Source organism: Micromonospora sp. WMMD1076 (assembly GCF_029581475.1).
Taxonomy (GTDB): domain Bacteria; phylum Actinomycetota; class Actinomycetes; order Mycobacteriales; family Micromonosporaceae; genus Micromonospora; species Micromonospora aurantiaca.
This window is the reverse complement of record NZ_CP120862.1, coordinates 4,542,398-4,562,136: the sequence shown is the minus strand read 5'-3', so window position 1 is coordinate 4,562,136 and position 19,739 is coordinate 4,542,398. Positions and strand designations below refer to the sequence as shown.

Here is a 19,739-nt window from a genome sequence, read left to right as displayed (position 1 = left end):
ACGTGTCAGCGCAGGCGCGCTCCGATCGCCTCGATGACGCGGGGACGCAGCTCGGCGGCGCGGACCACCGCGTCGACCGAACCGACCTCGACCGCGCGCTGGATGCTGTGCACCCGGTCGAACTCGGCGGCCACCTCGCCCAGCTTCTCCGCCCGCACCGACGAGCGCAGCTCGTCCAGCTCGGCGGTGAGCGTCGCCCGCTCGGTGCCGGCCGCGGCGGCGACCTTCGCCTCCAGGTCGCGTACCCGGGGATCGGCGGCCGTACGGGCGGCGACCTCGCCGGCGAACACCACGGCGGCGGCGGGCGCGCCACCGAGCACCGAGGCGAACGACCCCTCGATCGCCAGCACCGTCATGTCCGGGTTGAGTGCCTTGGAGAACACCACGAACGCGCCGCCGTGGTAGCGCGAGATCACGCAGAACACGATCGGGCCGCGGAAGTTGACGATCGCCCGGCCGATCTCCGCGCCGTACTCCAGTTGCAGCTTGCGCATGGACTCGGGCGAGCCGTCGAAGCCGGAGAGGTTGGCGAGCACGACCAGCGGCCGGTTGCCGCTGGCCGCGTTGATCGCCCGCGCGGCCTTCTTCGACGAGCGCGGGAACAACGTGCCCGCGGTGTACGTGTCCGGGCCGTCGGTGGGCGGGAAGCCGTGCCGGGGCACCGAGCGGGACTCGATGCCGAGCAGGCACACCGGGATGCCGCCGAGGTGCACGTCCTGCACCACCGCCGTCTCCGCGTCGGCCATGCCGGCCCACCGTTCCAGCACCGGGTGGTCCTGGTCGGCGAGCGCCCGCATCACGGTACGGATGTCGAACGGCTTCTTCCGGTCCGGGTTCGCGGTGGCGGAGAAGATCTCGCCCACCGTGGCGAAGTCGCTGCCGGCCACCGCGTGCGGGTAGCCGCAGATGTCCCGGTCCACCGGGTCGATCGTGACGGCCCGGCGCGGCGCGTCCTCGCCCGGTGCGACGTACGTGTGGTCGTAGTGCGCCATCAGCACGTCCCGCGCGGCCGGCAGGTCCGGCGCCCAGTACTGCGCCTGCCCGTTCGGGCCCATCACCCGGTCGTAGCCGCCGATGCCGAAGTTGTCCTCGGCCGAGACGCCGCCGGAGAAGTCGAGCGACTGCTTGCCGGTGAGCACCATCGCCGAGTCCGGCGTCATGACCAGCACGCCCTTGGTGTGCATGAGCATCGTCGCCTCGGCGTTCCAGTACGGCTGGGCGCCGACGTTGATGCCCGCCACCACGATGTTGACCTCACCGCCGTCCTGGGTGAACTCGACGATGCGCTTGAGCGCCGCGGCCACCCAGTCCATGTTCTCGGTGCCGGAGGTCATCGAGATCCGGGCCCCGGCGGACAGCGCGTACCACTCCAGCGGCACGCCCATCCGCTGCGCCAGGTCCAGCGCGGCGATCACCCGCCGGCACTCCGGCTCGGACAGCGCGCCGAGCGACTTGGTCGGGTCGCCGAGCAGCACCACCCGGGTCACGCCCTGCGGATGCCGCGGAGTCGGCGTGGTGACCACACCGGCCACGATCGCCGCCGTGTTGCGGCCCTTCGGCCGGTCCACCGGCACGAGCCGGTGGTCGGTGTCCAGGTCGTGCTCGACGAAGTCGCCCAGCAGGCCGGTCAGCTCGTACGGGTACACCGTGTTGCGGCCGGCCGCCCGCAGCACCTTCAGCCGGTAGTCGTCAAGCGGCTCGACCGGCTCGGCCGGCGGCTCGCCCACCGTCAGCCGCGCGTGCCCGGTCACGTCGAACGTGATCCGCACGCCCACCTTGGTCAGCTCGCCGGTACGGCGGTCGCGCTGCCGCGCGATGAACAGGATCTCCTCCAGTTCGGCGCCCACAGTGGTCGGGCGCACCCGCCCGGCGATCAGCTCCATCTCCTCGCGGGTCAGCTCGCTCGGCGGCCACACGTAGACGACGATCCGGTTGGTCGGGAACCGCGACTTCGACGGCCGCCGCGACTGCGCCCGGCGGATCGAGTCGATGCAGGCCGCCACCGTGTCCTCGGTGGTCGGCAGCGCCACCAGCCGGCCGTCCTGCTCCCGCAACCCGGTCAGGTCACGCACCTGCGCGAACGCCACCAGCCGCTGGTCGGACGGGTTCTGCCGGGCGACCGCCTGGAACAGGTAGACCTCCTCGTCCAACGAGGGCAGCCGGGTCAGGTCGAACTCGCGCAGCCGTTCCAGTTGCATCCGCTGCGCGATGTACGGGTGCAGGCCGCGGATCAGCCGCTCCTCGGCCATCCCGCCGCCCTCGGCCGGACGGAACGTGACGTGGTGGTGCATCACCGCGCCGCCGCGCCCGGCGACGGTGGTGGTGAGGCGGCGTACCTGCTGCGGCAGCGGGTGCGCGTTCACCACCTCCAGCAGCGCGGCGGCGGCGGCGTCCAGGTCCTCGGGCTGGTTCTCCCACGCCAGGTAGACGTCCGCGTCGACGGCCTCGCAGTCCCGGGCCACCTCGGCCAGCCCGCGCAGCGCGTCGCCGAGCGCGTCGAAGCGGACGGCGGCCGAGACGACACTCGACCCGTCCCGCCCGGCCACCACGAACGTGCAGCCACCGGCGGTGCGGGTGCGGACCTCCGTGAGCGCCTTGTTGCCGTAGTACCGGCGGGTCAGCACCTCCAGCATGGCCGCGTTGTCCAGGTCGTTGCGGACCAGGCGCTGACCGAGCAGCCGGACCAGCGGTTCGGTGCTGCGCACCATCTCCGCGATCCGCTCGGCGCGGTCCGGCGCGTCCGGCTGCGTGTCGAGGTACCGCAGGTGGGTGCGGACCTGGGCGTAGACGCGGGCCCGGTTGCGGCGCAGCAGCGGCTGGGCGAACCAGGCGAACACCAAGCCCCGGGCCAGGTCGGCGACGACCGGGAAGCGGACCTGGGTGGCCGCGACGAGGCGTTCCAGCGTGAGACCGGCCGGCTCGCGCAGCGCCTCGTCCGGCGGCGGCTCGCGCAGCCAGGAGCGCAGCAGCGCGGCGATCACCGTGGCGTCGGCGGCGGCCCGCTGCTGGGCCAGGAAGATCCGGAAGACCGCGGCCTCCAGCTCGGGGGAGCGGTCCAGTTCGGTGACGCCGTAGTGGGCGAGCGCCTTGGCCAGGCGGGCCCGGAACGACTCCGGGGAATTGGCCCGCTCGACGTCGAGGCTCTGCAGGTAGGTGTGGAAGTACTCGCGGGCGCTGTGCACGTGCCCGCTCGGCCCGTCGTCGCCGCCGGGCCGGTTACGGCTCAGCTCGGCCAGGTCGGCGAAGACGTTCACCAGTTCCAGTTCCTCGGCCAGCGGCCGGTGCCCGGCCTCGGTGGCCGCCCGCCGCGCGTCCAGGTAGTCGTCGAGCACCCGGCGCTCGTCGTGCGGGTCGACGTCGTAGCCGAGCAGCAACGAGCAGAGGTCCTCCTGGCCGCGCTCGGCGCGGGACCGCGCGGGCACGTCGGCGGGCGCCGTGGGCAGGTCCAGCTCGACAGCCGGTCCGGCCGGCCCGGCGGCCGCCTCGGCGTCGTCCTCCGCGACCGGCTCCAGGCGCAGCAGCGGCGCTCCGGCCTCGACCTGGGTGCCCACCGCGACCGACGACTCCTTGAGGCGGGCCCGGAACGGCGCCCGCAGCACCGTCTCCATCTTCATCGCCTCCAGCACCAGCACCGGCGCGCCGGCCTCGACCTCCGCGCCGACGGTGAGCGGCGTGGCGACCACGAGCGCCGGCATGGGGGAGCGCAGCACGCCGCCCTCGTCGCGGCTGATCCGGTGCGTCACGCCGTCCACCTCGACCAGGTGGACCGGGCCGTGGGTGTCGGTGAGCAGGCGGAACCGGGCGCCGTTGACGGCGATCTGGCCGGTGTGCCGGTCGAAGCGGTCCAGCTCGACGTCGGCGGTGCGGACGTCGCCACCGGTCTCGACACCGACCCGGAACCGGTGCGCGCCGACCCGGGCCACCCGCATCCGGTAGGTCACGCCGCGCAGCTTCAGGTCCAGCGGCCGGCCGCTGCGGTGCTGCACCTGCGGCCGTCCACCGGCCGCGGTGGACAGTAGCCGCTGCCGCTCGGCGGTCTCGTCCTCCTCGTACGCCTCGATCGCGGCTGCCGCCAGCGCGACGGCGGAGTGCCGGTGCGTGATCAGGCGGCCCTCGCCGCGCACCCGGTCGATCCAGCCGGTGTCAGCGCTGGCGTCGATCACCTCGGGCTGGTCGAGCAGGTCGAGCACGAAGCTCTTGTTCGTCGCGCCGCCGGCGATGACCACGGTGGTGTTCGCCATCGCCCGGCGCAGGCGGCCCAGCGCCTCGTCCCGGTCCCGGCCGTACGCGATGATCTTCGCGATCATGGAGTCGAAGTCGGCCGGGATGGTGTCGCCCTCGCTGACCCCGGTGTCGACCCGGATGCCCGGCCCGGCGGGCAGGTCGAGCCGGGTGATCCGGCCGGGGGAGGGCGCGAAGTCGCGGTCCGGGTCCTCGGCGTTGAGCCGGGCCTCGATCGCGTGCCCGCGCTCGACCGGCGGCTCACCGGTCAGGCGCCCGCCGCCGGCCACGTGTAGCTGCGCCTTGACCAGGTCGAACCCGGTGGTGGACTCGGTGATCGGGTGCTCGACCTGCAGGCGCGTGTTCACCTCCAGGAAGGCGAACAGCCGGTCGCCCGGGTGGTAGAGGAACTCGACCGTGGCCGCGCCCCGGTAGCCGACGGCGACCGCCAGCCGCTCCGCCGACGCCTTCAGCTCCGCGGTCTGCTCCGGGCTCAGCACCGGTGACGCTGACTCCTCGATCACCTTCTGGTTGCGCCGCTGCACCGAGCAGTCCCGGACGCCGAGCGCCCACGCGGTGTCCTGACCGTCGGCGATCACCTGGACCTCGACGTGCCGGGCGCCGGTGACCAGGCGCTCCAGGAACACCACGCCGCTGCCGAACGCCCGCGCCGCCTCCTGGCTGGTGCGCTCGTAGGCGTCGGCCAGTTCGGCGTCGCTGCGGATCACCCGGATGCCGCGCCCGCCGCCACCGGCTGTCGCCTTGAGCATCAGCGGGTAGCCGATCGAGGCCGCCGCGCGTAGCGCGTCCTCCAGGCTCTCCACGGCGCCGCGGCTCCACGGCGCGACCGGCACGCCGACCTCCTCGGCGATCAGCTTCGCGCCGATCTTGTCGCCGAGCTTGCGCATGGCGTCCGGGCTCGGCCCGACGAACGTCACGCCGATCTTCTCGCACAGTTCGGCGAACGCCGGGTCCTCGGCCACGAAACCCCAGCCCACCCACGCGGCGTCCGCGCCGGTCTCGACCAGCGCGCGCTCCAGGGCCTTGAGGTCGAGGTACGGGCGGGCGGACGCGGGGCCCAGGTCGTAGGCGACGTCCGCCTCGCGGACGAAGGTGGCGGTACGGTCGACGTCGGTGTACAGCGCGACGGTCTCGATCCGGCTGCCGGTCTCCGCGGCCAGTTCCCGGACCGCGTGGATGAGCCGCATCGCGGCCTCACCACGGTTGACGATGGCGACACGGGTGAACACGTGACCGTCCCCTTCGGTTGACCCACGGTGGCGCGCCGGGCGCGGCGATGCCCCCGGCTCGCCTCACCTTTCCGGCTGCGCGCGGGCGGCGCCATATCGTAACGGCCGAAGCCTGAGCGGGGACCGTTGTAGGAACCGAACAAAAGTTTTTAGCCTGCCACTCACTACCCGCCGGTACGCGATACGGCGCCGGACCCGAGCGGGTCCGGCACCGTAGCGTGCCTGCGCCGTCTTCCTCAGCCCGGGATCTCCCGGGGGTCGCGGCTGCGGGGGTACGTGTTCTTCTCGCCGATCGTGCCGTCCTGCTTCTTGATCACGTGCTCGGCGCCGCGCTCGGCCGCCATCTCCCGGCCGGCCGCCTCGGCCTCCGCCTTGGTGTCGTGGCGGCTGGTCGCGCGCTCGTTGCCCTCCGGGCGGTTCTTCCACTGCCCGTCCTGCTGGTAGGTGTCGATGTCGCCCTTCGCCATGCCGTCAGCTCCCTCTGTCGCGTGCCTGATGACAAATGTCTGCCCACGGGTGCGGTGCGCTAATCCTGCGGTCGCTCAGTGGTTTGGTTTGCCGGAACGGCAAGGCTCCTTGCTGTCCCATCGGCGGCGACGCACGATGGCGGGGCCCGGACACCAGAGGTCCGGCGGCGAGGAGGCAGACATGACGGGGCACCACCACGAGCACCCGGCGGCGGACACCGACCCGGCCCGGTTCTGGGACGAGCGGTACGGCCAGCGGGACCGGATCTGGAGCGGCCGGGTCAACCCGGTCCTGGCCGAGGTCGCCGGCGTGCTGCCGCCGGGCACCGTGCTCGACCTGGGCTCGGGCGAGGGCGGCGACGCGGTGTGGCTGGCGTCGAAGGGATGGCGGGTCACCGCCGTGGACATCTCGTCCGTCGCGCTGGACCGGCTCACCGTCGAGGCCGAGCGCGCCGGGGTGGCGGACCGGATCACCCCCGTCCGGCACGACCTGACCCAGGGCTTCCCGCCCGGCCGGTACGACCTGGTGTCCGCGCAGTTCTTCCAGTCGCCGCTGGTCCTGCCCCGGGAGAAGATGCTGCCCCCGGCGGCCGAGGCGGTCGCGCCCGGCGGCCGGCTGCTCGTCGTCGAGCACGGCGCGCCGCCGCCCTGGGCCGGGCCCGACACCGGCCACCACCGGTTCGCCCGCCCGGAGGAGATCCTGACCGCGATGAGCCTCGACCCGGACGGCTGGGACACCGAGCGGCTGGGCGCGGCGAGCCGCACCGCCACCGGCCCGGACGGACAGACCGGCGAGCTGGTCGACCACGTGGTGCTGGTGCGGCGCCGCTGACCGCCGCGCCGGTCAGGCCCGCGCCCGCGGCCGGGTCAGCAGCAGCACCAGCAGCCCGGCCGCGCACAGCGCGGTGCTCATGCCGTACGCCCACCGGTAGCCGACCTGGGCGGAGAGCCCGAGCAGCGGCCCGGCGAGCATGGCGCCGATCGGGAACGTGTTGGTGAACAGCGTGGTGGCCCGGCCCGGCTCGCCCGGCAGCAGATCCTGCACGTAGGCGATGCCGACGCCGGACACCGCGGCGATGAACAGCGCGTTCACCGGCTGCGCGAGCAACAGGACCGCCACACCCGGCGCCGTCGCGGCGGTCGCGTAGTAGGCGACCCCGCAGGCGCCGCCCACCAGGATCAGCGGCCGCAGGCGGACCCGCGCGGTCAGCGCGCCCAACCCGAGCATCAGCGGGATCTCCAGCGCCGCGCACATGCCCAGCACCAGCCCGGCGCGGGAGGGGTCGTCGTCCAGTTCGGCGTCGATGAACAGCGGCAGCGCCTGCACGGCGAGCGTCAGCGGGCACTGGAGCAGGACGAACGCGAGCGCCGTCAGCGCCAGCCGCAGCCGGGACGCGCCGGGCGGGCCGGGCGCCGCGCCGTCCGGATCGCCCGCGACCGGCCGTGCCGGCAGCGGAAGCGCCTCCAGCCGGAACGCGGCCACCAGCGCGGCCAGCGCGTACATGACGGCGGCCACGCCGTAGACCAGGCGGAAGCCGCCGACGTCGAGCAGCACCGCGGCCAGCGCCGGCCCGGCCACCCAGGCCAGCGAGAACACGGTACGCATGAGGCTGACGCCGAACGCGGCCCGCCCCGGATCGTCCCTGTCGAACAGCGCCCGGGTGTACGCGAACGACTGCGGGAACAGCGAGTTCGCCAGCGCCGTGGCTGTCGCGGTCAGCCCCAGCAGGATCCAGTAGTCGCGGACGTACGCGGTCGTCCCCGCGCCGACCACTCCGGCCAGCGCGGCGCCGACGAGAAGCGCGCGCCGGATCGGCAGGCGGTCCGACAGCCGGCCGATCAGCGCGGAGGCGACCACCCCGGACAGCGGGGCGACGACCAGGAACACGGTCACCCGCAACGGACTGGCGTGGACCTCGCGGTCGAGGAACAGCGACAGGAACGGCAGCACCACGGCGGTGGACAGACCGACTGTCAGGAAGACCACGCCCAGCGGGAGCAGCCGGAATCGGCCGGCGCGCACCGCCGGCCTCGTGTCCACAGCCATGCGGCGGACTGTACGCCGCGGCGGTGCGGCAGCCGACCGGGTTTCCGCGCCCCGGAGGTCCCGGTGCTCAGCCCGCCGGCCGGGGCGGTACACCGGCCCGGTCGCAGGCCTCCCGGTACATGCGCACCACCTCCCGGCGGATCTGCGCCCGTTCGGTGAGGCGGTGGGCGAACGGGACGCGCACCGGAGCCTCCGTGCCGTCGACTGTGACGGCGAAGTCGATGCCGTCGGCGTCCAGACCGGTGGTGCGGGCCGCGGTGGCGTCCGGCCGGCCGCCGAGCGTACGGCAGATCAGCAGCGCGTCCCCGGCGTGGTCGTCGTTCATGTGCCGGCTGACGGCGGCGACCACCTCCGGCGGGAACCCGGCGCTCACGCCGCACCCTCCCGGCCGCTCGCCGCCACCAGGCGACCCAGGTCGGTGAAGACCGCGATGTTGTGCTCGTACGCCACCAGCACCTCGTCGCGCAGCGCGGCGCGGCCGGCCTCGTCCAGCGGCAGCGCGTCGAGCCGCGCCCGGTAGGCGTCCTTGTACGCCCTCGGGTCGCTGATCCCCGGGAACGTGTAGAACGACGCCCCGGCCTCGGCGGTCACCCCGTAGTTCCGGGCCACGCAGCGCCCGATGTGCCGCCCACCGGACAGGTCGCCGAGATAGCGGATGTAGTGGTGCGCGACGAACCGCTCGGGCGACCCGGCGCAGGCCGAGGTGATCCGCGCGGCGTACGCGGCCGCGGCCGGGACCGGCTCCATCACCTCGCGCCAGCGCGGGCCGAGCAGGAACCGCAGGTCGGCGGCGAGCGCGGGCAGCCGGGTCAGCGCGTCGTCGACGAACGGGCCGGCCAGCGGGTCGTCGCGCATCGTCTCCGCGACGCCCTCCAGCGCCTCGTATATGACGTGGTGCGCGGCGACGAGGGCGGTGTAGCCGGCCACGTCGAGTTCACCCGAGGTGAGCGCGGAGACGTACCGCTGGGACTCGGCGCTCCGGTGCGCCTCGCGGGTTTCGGCGCGGAGCCGGGCCGCGAACGTCTGTGTATCCATCTGCTGTCTCTCCTCGTCGGCTGACAGTCTTCCGGACCGGCCGCGTCGGGGCACGATCAGCGGCAGCTCGTCACGGGGGTGGGGGACGACGTCGATGTCGTACCGGTAGACCTCGCTGAGCAGCGCGGCGGTGAGGACCTCGCGCGGTGCGCCGGCGGCGCGGACACACCCGTCGCCGAGCAGCGTAACGGTGTCCGCGTACGCGCCGGTCAGCGTCAGGTCGTGCAGCACCACGACCACGGCGTCTCCGGCGCGCGCCCGCTCCCGGGCGATCCGCATGACCAGTTCCTGGTGGCGCAGGTCGAGCGCGGCGGTCGGCTCGTCGAGCAGCAGCGTGGTGGCCCGCTGCGCGAGGACCCGGGCCAGCGCGGCGCGGGCCTGCTCGCCGCCGGAGAGCGCGGGATACGGCCGGTCCGCGAAACGGGCGACGTCGCAGCGTTCGAGCACGTCGGCGACGACGGCGTCGTCCTGTTCCCGCTCGGGCCGCCCGGCCCACGGCGCCCGGCCCATCCGCACCACCTCCCCGACCGTGAACGGGAAGCTCAGCGTGTTGCGCTGGGTGAGCACGGCGCGGCGCCAGGCCAGCTCCACCGCGCTCCACGACTCGCGGGGCAGCCCGTCGACCTCGATCCGGCCGGCGGCGGCCGGCACGTCACCGCTGATCGCGCCGAGCAGCGTCGACTTCCCGGCGCCGTTCGGCCCGACCAGGGCGTGCACCTCACCGGCGCGTACCCGGAGGTCGATCCCGTCGAGCACGGTCCGGCCGGCGCGCTCGACGCGCAGCCCGGTCACCCGGATCCGGAGGTGCCCGGCGGGCGCCGGGCGCGGCGGCCGGGCGGCGGCGAACCGGCGCGGTGTGCGCGGGCGGCTCATCCCCAGCCTCCGGCCCGGTCGCGGGTGCGGCGCAGCAGCCAGAAGAACGCCGGGCCGCCGATGACCGCGGTGAGCACGCCGAGGGGCAGCTCCTGGTGCTCGACGAGGGTACGCGCCGCGAGGTCGGCGCCGATCACCACGACGGCCCCGCCGAGCGCGCTGGCGGTCAGCAGCACCCGGTGGCCCGGTCCGGCGACCATCCGGACCAGGTGGGGCACGACCAGTCCGACGAAGCTGATGATGCCGGTGAACGCGACAGCGGCGGCGCCGAGCAGCGCGGTGACGACGATCAGCCGCAGCCGCAGGCGTTCCACGTTCACGCCGAGGTGCCGGGCGGCGGGTTCGCCGAGAGCGAGCAGGTCGAGGCGGCGCGCGTCGGCGCAGGCGACGGCGAGGCCGGCGAGCAGGCACGGCGCGGCGAGACCCACGGCCGTCCAACTGGCCTGAGCGAGGCTGCCGAGGTTCCAGAACGCGATGGCCTGCACGCCGGACTGGTCGGTGACGAACATGAGCAGCCCGATCACCGATCCGGCGACCGCGTTGACCGCGACGCCGGTCAGGACCAGCGTCACCACCTCGGTCCGGCCCCCGGAGCGGGCCAGCGCGTACACCAGGTAGGTGGTGGCCAGGCCGCAGGCGAAGGCGGCGAGCGGCACCGTCCATCCGCCCAGGACGGTGACGCCGGTGACGATGGCCAGCGCGGCGCCGACGGCCGCACCGGCCGACACCCCGATGACGCCCGGCTCGGCGAGCGGGTTGCCGAAGACGCCCTGCATGACCGCGCCGGCGCAGCCGAGGGCGGCGCCGACGACAGCAGCCAGCAGCACCCTGGGGAAGCGGACGATCCAGAGCGCGTTCTCGCCCTGCGCCGCCGACGGCAGCGGACCGAGGTCCAGGCCGAGGCGGTGCAGTACGGAGCCGAGCACCTCCGCGGGGGAGATCGCCACTTGGCCGCGCCCGGCCGCCAGCAGGGCGACGAGCACGAGGGCGGCGCCGAGCCCGGCCAGCAGTACGGTGCCCCGGCGGCCGGGTGACCGGGGCCCGCCGGTGACTGTCGCCGGGGCGGCGGCGGGCGCGGGCCGTCTCCGTAGCGTGGTCACGACGGGTTCTCGCACGAGTAGACGGCGCGGGCGAGGGCCTGGACGACCCGCCCGGAGCGGACGCCGAAGCTGAGCAGGGTGCCGTCGGCCATGTCGACGACGCGCCGGTTCGCCCCGGCCGGCGTCTGCGCCACGCCGGGCAGCTTGACCAGGCCGTCCACGCCGCCCACGGAGGCGAGCCCGGCGCTCATCACCAGGATCACGTCGGGTGCGGCGTTGATGAGTCCCTCGCTGGTCAGCGGGCGGAACTTGGACAGCCCGGCGGCGCTGCCGGCGTCGACGCCGCCGATCGCCTCGATCATCGCGTCGGAACCGGCGCCCCGGCCGCCGATCAGGTACACCCCGGCGGTGCCGCGCAGGTAGAGGAACGCGATCCGCGGTGCCCGGCCCGCCGGGGCGGTGCGCCGGGCCGCGGCGGTCTCGTTCTGCACTCGGGTCACCAGCCGCTCCCCGGCCTCGGGTACGCCGAGGGCCGCGGCGACCGCGCGGATGTGCGCCGGTACGCCGTCGAGGGTCGGCTCGGCGCGTACCTGCACGACCGGGATACCGGCGGCGCGGAGCTGGCGCAGCACCTCGGGCGGCCCGACGCTGTCGTCGACGAGTACCACGCTCGGGTCGAGGTCGAGCACCGCCTCGGCGGAGAGGTCGTGCCCGCCCGGGGTGACCACCGGCAGGTGCGCGGCGGCGGGGAACGTGGTCGAGGTGTCCCGCCCGATGACGTTGCCGCCGAGGCCGAGGCCGAAGACGATCTCGCCGATCGAGCCGTGCAGGTTCACCGGGAGGATGCGGCTGACGTCGTCCACAGTCACAGTCGTGCCGTCGCCGGAGCGTACGGTGGCCGGCAGCGCTGGTGTGGGCGCCGGGCGGACCGGGTCGACGTCGGCGTCGTCCACAGTGGCGGTGACCGGCCCGCAGCCGGCGGCGGACGGCGTACCCGATCGGGGCGCGGCGCAGCCGGTCGCCGCCACGGTCAGCGCGAGCAGCGCGACGAGCGGTCTCCGGCCCCGTCGCCGGTGCGGGCGGCTCACCGGCCGGCACCGCGACGGCGCCGCCACCGGCCGAGGCCGAGCAGGACGACCAGGGCCAGTACGGCGGCCACCACCCCGACGGTCCATCCGCGTCCGGCCCCGGCGGTGTCGCTGACCCGTGTGACGTGGAGGTCGCCGGCCGCGGCCTGCGACGGCGCCCCGGCTCCGGTCGCGGCGCCCGCCGCTCCCGTCGCACCGGCCGCCCCCGCTGCGCCGGGCGCGCTGCCGGAGGCGGCTGGGGCCGGCGCGTCCCGACCGGTGGTGGCCCGGGGCGCTGCGGCGGCCGGCGTGGTCGCCTGCGGCGCCGGGCCGGCCTTCGGCGGGGCGCTCGTGGCGCCCGCGGCGAACGTGATCGGCACCCGCACGTCCTGGGACCGGTCGGCGGCGCGGGTGTGGTCGGCGCGGGTGACGACCGCGCACCGCCGGACGGTGCAGTCGACGTCGCCGATGGTGGGGGTCACCTTGATCGTCACCGAGAAGGAGCCGCCGGGCCCGTACGGCTTGGTCAGGCCCTCGGCGTAGCTGGGCGGGTTCGACGAGATCCAATGTGAGGCGCCGAGGCTGCCGGTGGTGTCGGCGCCGCCGCCGCACGGGGTGGGCAGCACGCCGGGCCCGTTGTCGACGCAGTACGCGACGTAGATGCCCTTGCCGACGTCGTAGCCGCGGCCGGAGACGGACACGGTGGCACCGGACCGGCTCAGACCGGCGCTCGGGGTGACTGTGAGCTTCTGACCGCCGCTGCCGGTGGCGGTGCCGGCGTGGGCCGGCGCGGGCATGGCGACGACGGCGGCGGTGAGCAGAACTGTGGTCCAGATGGTGCGGCGCCGTGCGCGCATCGGGCTCCTCACACGACAGGTGGGCCGGGATACCGGCCGAGTGCAGATTAGGTTTGCCTAACCTAATCGGCAAAGCCGCAGGTGGCAAGGGGTCCATTCGGTTGAAGATCTTGGGACGCTTCGAGGATCGTTCGGCGGTTTAGGGTTGCCTAACCTAATGCTCTCACTCCCCCTCCCGAAAGGAACAGCATGTTCAGATCCAGAGCCGGAGCCCTCCGGCACCGGTCGGTGCGCTGGGCGGCGGTGCTCGCCCTCGGCGTGTCGAGCGTGCTCGTGGGCACCGGCCCCGCCTCGGCGGCCGAGGCCGAGATCACCGGCGGCAGCCTGACCTGGGGTTTCAAGGCCAGCTTCCGCAACTACGTCAATACCGGCAACGGGAACCCGCCGATCGCGGTCAGCGAGGGCGCCACTGTCAACGCCGACGGGACGTTCACGTTCCCGTCGACCGGCGGCACGCACGACGCCGCCGCCGGCACGACAACCGCCACCTACGGCGGGACTGTGGTCTTCTCGTACCCGGCGCACCTGTTCACCATCACGCTGGCCAACCCGACCGTCGCCGTCTCCGGCGGTGCCGTCGCGCTGAAGGCGGACGTCGACCTGGCCACCACCATGGCCGAGCCGGTGTCGGTGAAGCAGGCCACCATCGCCACCCTCACCGGCAGTCCCGCCACCAGCGGGAACACGGTGACCGGCAGCAACCTCGCCGCAACGCTCACCAGCACGGGAGCCGGCGCGTTCAACGGCTTCTACGCCGCCGGTGAGGCGCTGGACCCGGTGTCGTTCACGTTCACCACCGGCGGCGGTACCACACCCGCCACCCCGGCGGTGACTGTCGACCCGGCCCAGGGCCTCGACCCGGCTGGGGCGACTGTCACCGTGCGCGGCACCGGCTTCGACCCGGACTTCAACAACGGGGCCGGCATCTACGTCTCGTTCGGACCGAAGGTCGACGAGCACTGGGCCAACGCCGGCGTCCTCCAGGTCACCAAGTGGGTGAGCAAGACCAACGAGCCGACCGAAGCCCGGGACCGGATGGCCGCCGACGGCAGCTTCACCACGACGCTGCCGATCAGCGCCGTCTACACCGACCGCAACGGCGACGAGGTGGACTGCACCGAGGTGCAGTGCTACGTCATCACGTTCGCCGCCCGCGGTTCGGCCGACCGCCGCCAGGACACGTTCACCCCGATCACCTTCACCCGGGCCGGGGCGGGCGGGAACTCGGCCCAGCAGCGGATCACCAGCACCGTGACCGGCGGTCCGCTCAGCCTGAGCGTCGCCGGCGCGACAGTCACCCTGCCGCCGGTCGGCAAGGGCGAGTACGGCCGGGCGCCGCTGAACACGGCCACGGTGGCCGACCTGCGGGGCGCCGGCACCGGCTGGAGCCTGGTCGGGCAGGTCTCCGACTTCACCTCCGCCGCCGGTGGCGTCATCGCCGGGAACTACCTCGGCTGGGCGCCGACGGCGAGCGTGGTGAACGACCCGCTGGGCGGCACCACGGGCGCCGTCACCCCGGGCGCGGTGGCCGCTCCCGGCGCCGGTCTCGGTGAGGCCCGTGCCCTGTGCACGGCCGGCGCCGGGACCAGCAACGGCGTCTTCGCCTGCGGCGCCGAGCTCAACCTCGGTGTGCCGGCGTCCGCCGCGGCGGGTGACTACGTCGCCACGCTCACCCTGACCCTCTCCTGATTCACCGACCGGGTCGGACCTGGTGGGGTGCGGGCACGTCGCCCGTGCCCCACCAGCGGCGTCCGCCCGGCCACCACCTCGCAGCGGAGCACGGTATGCCCCTCCTCACGCCCTCCACCCGCGCCGCGCGGCGGCGTCCGCCCGGCCGGGTCGCGCGGTCCGGCGCCGCGCTCGCCGCCGCGCTGCTCGCGGTGCTGCTCGGGCCGCCGGCCACCGGCGAGGCCGCCCCCCGGCCCGCACCGTCCGCCGACCCCGGCGCCGCCCGCTGGGCGGTCCAGCCGTCCGGGCCCGGCGGGCCGACCGGGCGCAACTACTTCACATACGACCTGGCTCCGGGCGCCACGATCACCGACCACGTCGGCGTCACGAATCTCGGCGACCGCCCGCTCACCTTCGCGGTGTACGGCACCGACGCGTACACCACCACCGACGGCGCCTTCGCGCTGCTGCCCTCCGACCGGGCCGCCACCGACGTCGGCGCCTGGATCGGCGTCGACCGGCGAAGCTGGACCGTCCAGCCCGGCAAGCGCGCGGACATCCCGTTCCGCCTCACGGTGCCGCGCAACGCCACGCCGGGCGACCACACCGGCGGCGTGATCGCGGCGGTCGCCCAGGACGGCGTGACCGCCGACGGGCAGCGGGTCCGGCTCGACCAGCGGATCGCCGCCCGGGTCTACCTCCGTGTGGCCGGCGAGGTCCGCCCCGCCGTGACAGTCGAATCGGTACGTGTCGACTACGACACCCCGCTCAACCCGATCGGCCGCGCCGACCTCACAGTCACCTACCGGATCCGCAACAGCGGCAACGTCCGAGTCGGCGGCACCGGCGCGGTGGTCGTCGACGGGCCCGGCGGCTGGACGCTGTCCCGGACCAGCCCGGTCGACCTGCCCGAGCTGCTGCCCGGCGCCGAGTTCACTGTCACCGAGCGGGTCACCGGGGTGCCGCCCGTGCTGCGGCTGACCGCGACGGTGGACCTCGCACCCACCACGGTCGACACCGCGCTGCCCCCGGTGCAGCGCACCGCGAGCGTGTGGGCGCCGCCCTGGCTGCTGATCGCCGCACTGGTGGCCGCCGGAGCCTGGCTCTACCTGCGCCGTCGCCGCCGCCGTCCCACCTCGGCCGCACCCTCCACCACGCCCGGGCCGGCGCCGGTGTCCGAGCCTCCGGCGACGGGTGCACCCGCCGGGCCGGCGTCGGTGTCCGAGCCCGTGGCCGCTCCCGCCGGGCCGGCGGACAGGTCCGGGCCTCCCGTCGCCGGGACGGCCGAACCCCCGGCGGACGGCACGGCGGCCGGTGCCCGGTGACCCCGGTCCTGCCGGCCGCCGCCGCGATCCTCGCGCTGGCCGCGCCGGTCCCGGCACCGCCGTCCACCCCGGACGGCACTGCGGTCTCCGTCCCGGCCGCGCCGTCGTTCACTGCGGCCTCCGCGGCGCCGCGGCCCGCTGTCGTCGTGCCGTCCGGCCCGCTGACTGTCGGGCAGCGGGTCACCGTCACGATGCGCGGCTGGCCGTCCGGCCCGGTCCACCTCACTGTCTGCGGCAACGACGCCCGCCGGGGCGCGCTCGACTGCGCCAACGAGCAGGCCACCACCGTCCAGGTGCCGGCGGGCACGACGGCGGCCCCGATCGTGCTGGCGGCACCACCCGTCGCCTGTCCCTGCGTGCTGCACGCGCATGCCCTGACCGGCGCCGTCCAGGCCACCGCCGCGTTGCCGGTCCGGGGCGTGACCGCCGCCCCGGCGCCCGCGCCGGCCGCCACGCCGCGACTGCACCTCGACGAGTTGCGCGTCGCCGGCCGCCACCCGCTGCGGGAATGGTTCGGGCTGCCCGAGACGCTCACCGTACGCGTCGCGCTGCGCAACCCCGGCCCGGCCGACGTGGTCGACCCGACGTTCACGCTGCTGTTCGGCCGGCCCGGACGGGCGCAGACCATCGTCGCCGCCCCGCCCCTGGGCACCATCGGCGCCGGTCAGGTCCGGACGTACGAGATCCCGGTGCCGGTGGACGTCGCCGTGCTCGGTGCACACGAACTCCACGGCCGCGTCGACCTGCCGGAACGGCCGGTGGCGTTCGTGGTCGAGACCAGCCGCCACCCCTGGGGACTGTTCGGCGTGGCGGCCGTCCTGGTCGCCGCGCCGATCGTGCTCCGGGCGCGCCCGCCGCGCCGCCGCGGCCGGCACCGCACCGCCGAGGAGACCGGCTAGCCGACGGCGGTGGGTGAGGGCGGCGCGCTGCCGCCCTGCGGCGCCTCGCCCGTCATCAGCCGGACGATCGTCGCTCGGTCGGCTGCCGACGGCATCCCCCACTCCGGCCGGTAGCCGAACGCCCGGTCCAGCGGGATCGACGAGGTCCGGCCGTCGAGGATCTCCACCGAGTCGGTGCCGATCAGCCCGGGATGCTCGACGCCGCACGCCTCGGCCACCTTGACCAGGTCGCGGCGCAGCGTACGGATGTAGTTCGCGGCCCGTACCGACTTGCGGGCCGGGTCCAGGCCCCGGGCCAGCCAGGTGTTCTGCGTGGCGACGCCGGTCGGGCAGGTGTCGGTGTGGCACTTCTGCGCCTGGATGCAGCCGATCGCCAGCATCGCCTCCCGTCCGACGTTGACCATGTCGGCGCCGAGCGCGAACGCCACCACGGCGTTGTCCGGCAGGCCGAGCTTGCCGGCGCCGACGAAGACCACGCTCTCGTGCAGGTCGCGTTCGGCGAAGGTCCGGTAGACCCGGGAGAAGCCCTGCTGGAACGGCAGCGAGACCGAGTCGCTGAAGATCAGCGGCGCGGCGCCGGTGCCGCCCTCGCCCCCGTCGATGGTCACGAAGTCCACGCCGCGCCCGGTGTCGCGCATCAGCGTGGCCAGCTCCTCCCAGAACCCGAGGTCACCGACGGCGGACTTGATGCCGACCGGCAGGCCGGTCTCGGCGGCGAGCAGCTCCACCCAGTCGAGCAGACTGTCGCAGTCGGAGAACTCGGCGTGCCGGGACGGGCTGACGCAGTCCCGGCCGGCCGGGATGCCCCGGGTGGCGGCGATCTCGGCGGAGACCTTCGCCGCCGGCAGCAGGCCGCCGAGGCTCGGCTTGGCGCCCTGGCTGAGCTTGATCTCCAGCGCGCGTACCGGTGCCGACGCCACCAGGTCCTTGAGCCGTTCCAGGCTGAACCGGCCCTGCTCGTCGCGGCAGCCGAAGTACGCGGTGCCGAGCTGGAAGACCAGCTCACCGCCGTTGCGGTGGTACGGCGACAGCCCGCCCTCGCCGGTGTTGTGCAGGCAGCCGGCCAGTGCGGCGCCCCGGTTGAGCGCCTCCACCGCGTTGCCGGACAGCGACCCGAAGCTCATCCCGGAGATGTTCACCACCGACTCCGGCCGGAACGCGTGCGCCCGGCCGCGCGCCGCGCCGAGCACCTTGGCGCAGGGCAGCGTCACGTCGTGCCCGGCGGTCGGCGCCGACGGCGGGACCGCCCGGCCGAACGTACGGTGCTTGATGATCGGATAGCCGGAGGTGTGCTCGATGTCGTTGTCGGTGCCGAAACCGAAGTAGTTGTTCTCCTGCTTGGCCGAGGCGTACACCCAGCGCCGCTGGTCGCGGCTGAACGGCCGCTCCTCGTCGTTGCCGGCCACGATGTACTGCCGCAGCTCCGGGCCGATCGACTCGATCAGGTACCGCGCCCGGCCCAGCACGGGGAAGTTGCGGCGCAGTGCGTGGTCGCGTTGCAGCAGGTCCCGCGCCGCCAGCGCGGCGACGGCGGCGACGGCTGCGGGTACGGCTTTTCTCGCCCAGCTCATCCCGCCACTCTTTCCGGCCCGGCACCCGGTCAAACGCCTGATGGAACCCGGCCGCCCCGGGCGGTGTCATGAAAGCGGACCGACGGCGGAGGCTGCCCTGGACGACGACGAACTCGTCACCCGTGTACGCGCCGGCGACCGGGAGGCGTACGACGCCCTGGTCGCCCGGCACACCGCGTCCGCGTACCGGACGGCGGTGCTGCTCGGCGCCGGTCCGGACGCCGAGGACGTGGTCCAGGAGGCGTTCGTGAAGGCGTACCGGAAACTGTCCCGCTACCGGGCCGAGGCGTCGTTCCGGTCCTGGCTGCTCGCGATCGTCGCCAACGAGACCAGGAACCTGCACCGTACCCGGACCCGGCGGGACGGGCTGACGCTGCGCGTGGCGGCGGCGGAGCCGGTCGCGGCGGTCACCGGCGACGACGGGCTCGACGCCGTGCTGGCGGCCGAGCGCCGCGCCGCGCTGGTGGGGGCGCTGCGGCGGTTACCCGTCCGCGACCGCGAGGTGATCGTCTGCCGCTACCTGCTCGACCTCGGCGAGGACGAGACGGTGACAGTGCTGGGGCTGCCCCGGGGCACGGTGAAGTCACGGACCCACCGGGCACTGGCGAAGCTGCGTGCCCTGCTGGACCGGGAGGTGGCGCACCGTGGATGACCTGGAACGGGAGCTGCGTGAGCTGACCGGCTGGCTGGAGCCCGCGCGTACGCCCGACCTCGCCGCGCGGGTCCGGGCCCGGATCGACGCGCCCGCGCCGCGCCGCCGGTGGCGGTACGTGCTGGCCGGCACCCTCGCCGTCCTGCTGGTGGCGGCGCTGCCGCCGGGGCGGGCCGCGGTCGCCGACGCGGTGACCGGGCTGCTGCGGTTCTCCGGGGTCGTCATCGACACCGCACCCGCCCCGCCACCGACGGGTACGCCCTCGCCGTTGCCCGCGCAGCACCAGGTCGCGCTCGCCGAGGCGCAGCGGCAGGTCCGCTTCCCGATCCGCGTTCCGGCCCGCCTCGGCCCGCCGGAACGCGTGCTCGTCGCCGATCCGGACGGTGCCAGCGCCCACCGGGTCGTCAGCCTGCTCTACCGGGACGGGGCGGTACGGCTGGACGCGTTCGACGGCTCGCTCGACATCGTGTTCCACAAGCGGTCGGCCGGGGCGGACGTGACGCTCACCCACGTCGGTGGCGAGTTCGCGATCTGGGTCGGTGGGCCGCACGCACTCGCGTACGTGGACCGCTCGGGGACGGAACGGGTCGCGACCGCGCGGTTGTCCGCCGCCACGCTGATCTGGGAGCGGGCCGGGGTGAGCTACCGGCTGGAGGGCGACCTGACCCGCGAACAGGCGCTGGACGTCGCGTCCTCACTGGAGTGAGGTCGGCGGGAACCCCGGGGCGCCGGGCGGTGTCGTGTTGACGAGAGTCGTCGACGGGGGA

Annotated in this window: 15 protein-coding genes; 6 read left to right on the top strand and 9 right to left on the bottom strand. The window is 74.7% G+C overall.

What is annotated here, in order from left to right; all coding sequences use genetic code 11:
* Window positions 1-5 precede the first annotated feature (5 nt).
* Window positions 6-5,471 (bottom strand): carboxyl transferase domain-containing protein, encoded by a 5,466-nt coding sequence (locus O7622_RS21700; RefSeq protein ID WP_282310022.1) that lies wholly within the window; start codon window positions 5,469-5,471, stop codon window positions 6-8.
* 236 nt (window positions 5,472-5,707) lie between these two features.
* Window positions 5,708-5,938, bottom strand: coding sequence for a DUF2188 domain-containing protein (locus O7622_RS21695; protein WP_013286814.1), 231 nt, complete (start codon window positions 5,936-5,938; stop codon window positions 5,708-5,710).
* 181 nt (window positions 5,939-6,119) lie between these two features.
* On the opposite strand from O7622_RS21695, the gene O7622_RS21690 reads away from it, so the two are divergent.
* The gene (locus O7622_RS21690) at window positions 6,120-6,770 is read left to right on the top strand and encodes a class I SAM-dependent methyltransferase (protein WP_282310021.1); all 651 of its coding nucleotides are present in this window, start codon (window positions 6,120-6,122) and stop codon (window positions 6,768-6,770) included.
* Window positions 6,771-6,782: 12 nt separating this feature from the next.
* Here the strand turns inward: O7622_RS21690 and O7622_RS21685 are convergent, their stop codons facing one another.
* The 6 genes from O7622_RS21685 to O7622_RS21660 all read right to left on the bottom strand — a co-directional run bounded on the left by O7622_RS21685 (window position 6,783) and on the right by O7622_RS21660 (window position 12,857).
* Window positions 6,783-7,985, bottom strand: coding sequence for a sugar efflux transporter (locus O7622_RS21685; RefSeq protein WP_282310020.1), 1,203 nt, complete (start codon window positions 7,983-7,985; stop codon window positions 6,783-6,785).
* A 67-nt stretch (window positions 7,986-8,052) separates the two neighbouring features.
* Window positions 8,053-8,358, bottom strand: coding sequence for a DUF2470 domain-containing protein (locus tag O7622_RS21680; RefSeq protein WP_282310019.1), 306 nt, complete (start codon window positions 8,356-8,358; stop codon window positions 8,053-8,055).
* Entirely contained in the window at window positions 8,355-9,893 is a 1,539-nt protein-coding gene (locus tag O7622_RS21675; protein ID WP_282310018.1) for a heme ABC transporter ATP-binding protein, read from the bottom strand. Before O7622_RS21675 ends, O7622_RS21680 begins: the two co-directional genes overlap by 4 nt.
* Entirely contained in the window at window positions 9,890-10,993 is a 1,104-nt protein-coding gene (locus O7622_RS21670) for an iron ABC transporter permease (protein ID WP_282310017.1), read from the bottom strand. Before O7622_RS21670 ends, O7622_RS21675 begins: the two co-directional genes overlap by 4 nt.
* Entirely contained in the window at window positions 10,990-12,021 is a 1,032-nt protein-coding gene (locus O7622_RS21665; RefSeq protein WP_282310016.1) for an ABC transporter substrate-binding protein, read from the bottom strand. The genes O7622_RS21670 and O7622_RS21665 overlap by 4 nt, the downstream gene beginning before the upstream one ends.
* The gene (locus O7622_RS21660) at window positions 12,018-12,857 is read right to left on the bottom strand and encodes a hypothetical protein (RefSeq protein ID WP_282310015.1); all 840 of its coding nucleotides are present in this window, start codon (window positions 12,855-12,857) and stop codon (window positions 12,018-12,020) included. The genes O7622_RS21665 and O7622_RS21660 overlap by 4 nt, the downstream gene beginning before the upstream one ends.
* 189 nt (window positions 12,858-13,046) lie before the next feature.
* Between O7622_RS21660 and O7622_RS21655 the strand changes: the two genes are divergently transcribed.
* From O7622_RS21655 to O7622_RS21645, 3 genes are all read left to right on the top strand, one after another.
* Window positions 13,047-14,546: an HtaA domain-containing protein gene (locus O7622_RS21655; RefSeq protein WP_282310014.1), complete on the top strand. Its 1,500-nt coding sequence runs from the start codon at window positions 13,047-13,049 to the stop codon at window positions 14,544-14,546.
* Between the two features lie 95 nt (window positions 14,547-14,641).
* Window positions 14,642-15,850, top strand: a complete 1,209-nt coding sequence (locus tag O7622_RS21650; RefSeq protein WP_282310013.1) for a DUF916 domain-containing protein — start codon at window positions 14,642-14,644, stop codon at window positions 15,848-15,850.
* Window positions 15,847-16,749, top strand: coding sequence for a hypothetical protein (locus O7622_RS21645; protein ID WP_282310011.1), 903 nt, complete (start codon window positions 15,847-15,849; stop codon window positions 16,747-16,749). The genes O7622_RS21650 and O7622_RS21645 overlap by 4 nt, the downstream gene beginning before the upstream one ends.
* Here O7622_RS21645 and O7622_RS21640 read toward each other — a convergent pair.
* Window positions 16,746-18,320, bottom strand: coding sequence for an FMN-binding glutamate synthase family protein (locus O7622_RS21640; protein ID WP_282310010.1), 1,575 nt, complete (start codon window positions 18,318-18,320; stop codon window positions 16,746-16,748). The genes O7622_RS21645 and O7622_RS21640 overlap by 4 nt on opposite strands.
* 40 nt (window positions 18,321-18,360) lie before the next feature.
* On the opposite strand from O7622_RS21640, the gene O7622_RS21635 reads away from it, so the two are divergent.
* On the top strand, window positions 18,361-18,972 hold the full coding sequence (locus O7622_RS21635; protein ID WP_282310009.1) for an RNA polymerase sigma factor: 612 nt from the start codon (window positions 18,361-18,363) through the stop codon (window positions 18,970-18,972).
* Window positions 18,965-19,678: a hypothetical protein gene (locus O7622_RS21630; RefSeq protein ID WP_282310008.1), complete on the top strand. Its 714-nt coding sequence runs from the start codon at window positions 18,965-18,967 to the stop codon at window positions 19,676-19,678. The genes O7622_RS21635 and O7622_RS21630 overlap by 8 nt, the downstream gene beginning before the upstream one ends.
* The last annotated feature ends 61 nt before the right edge of the window (window positions 19,679-19,739 follow it).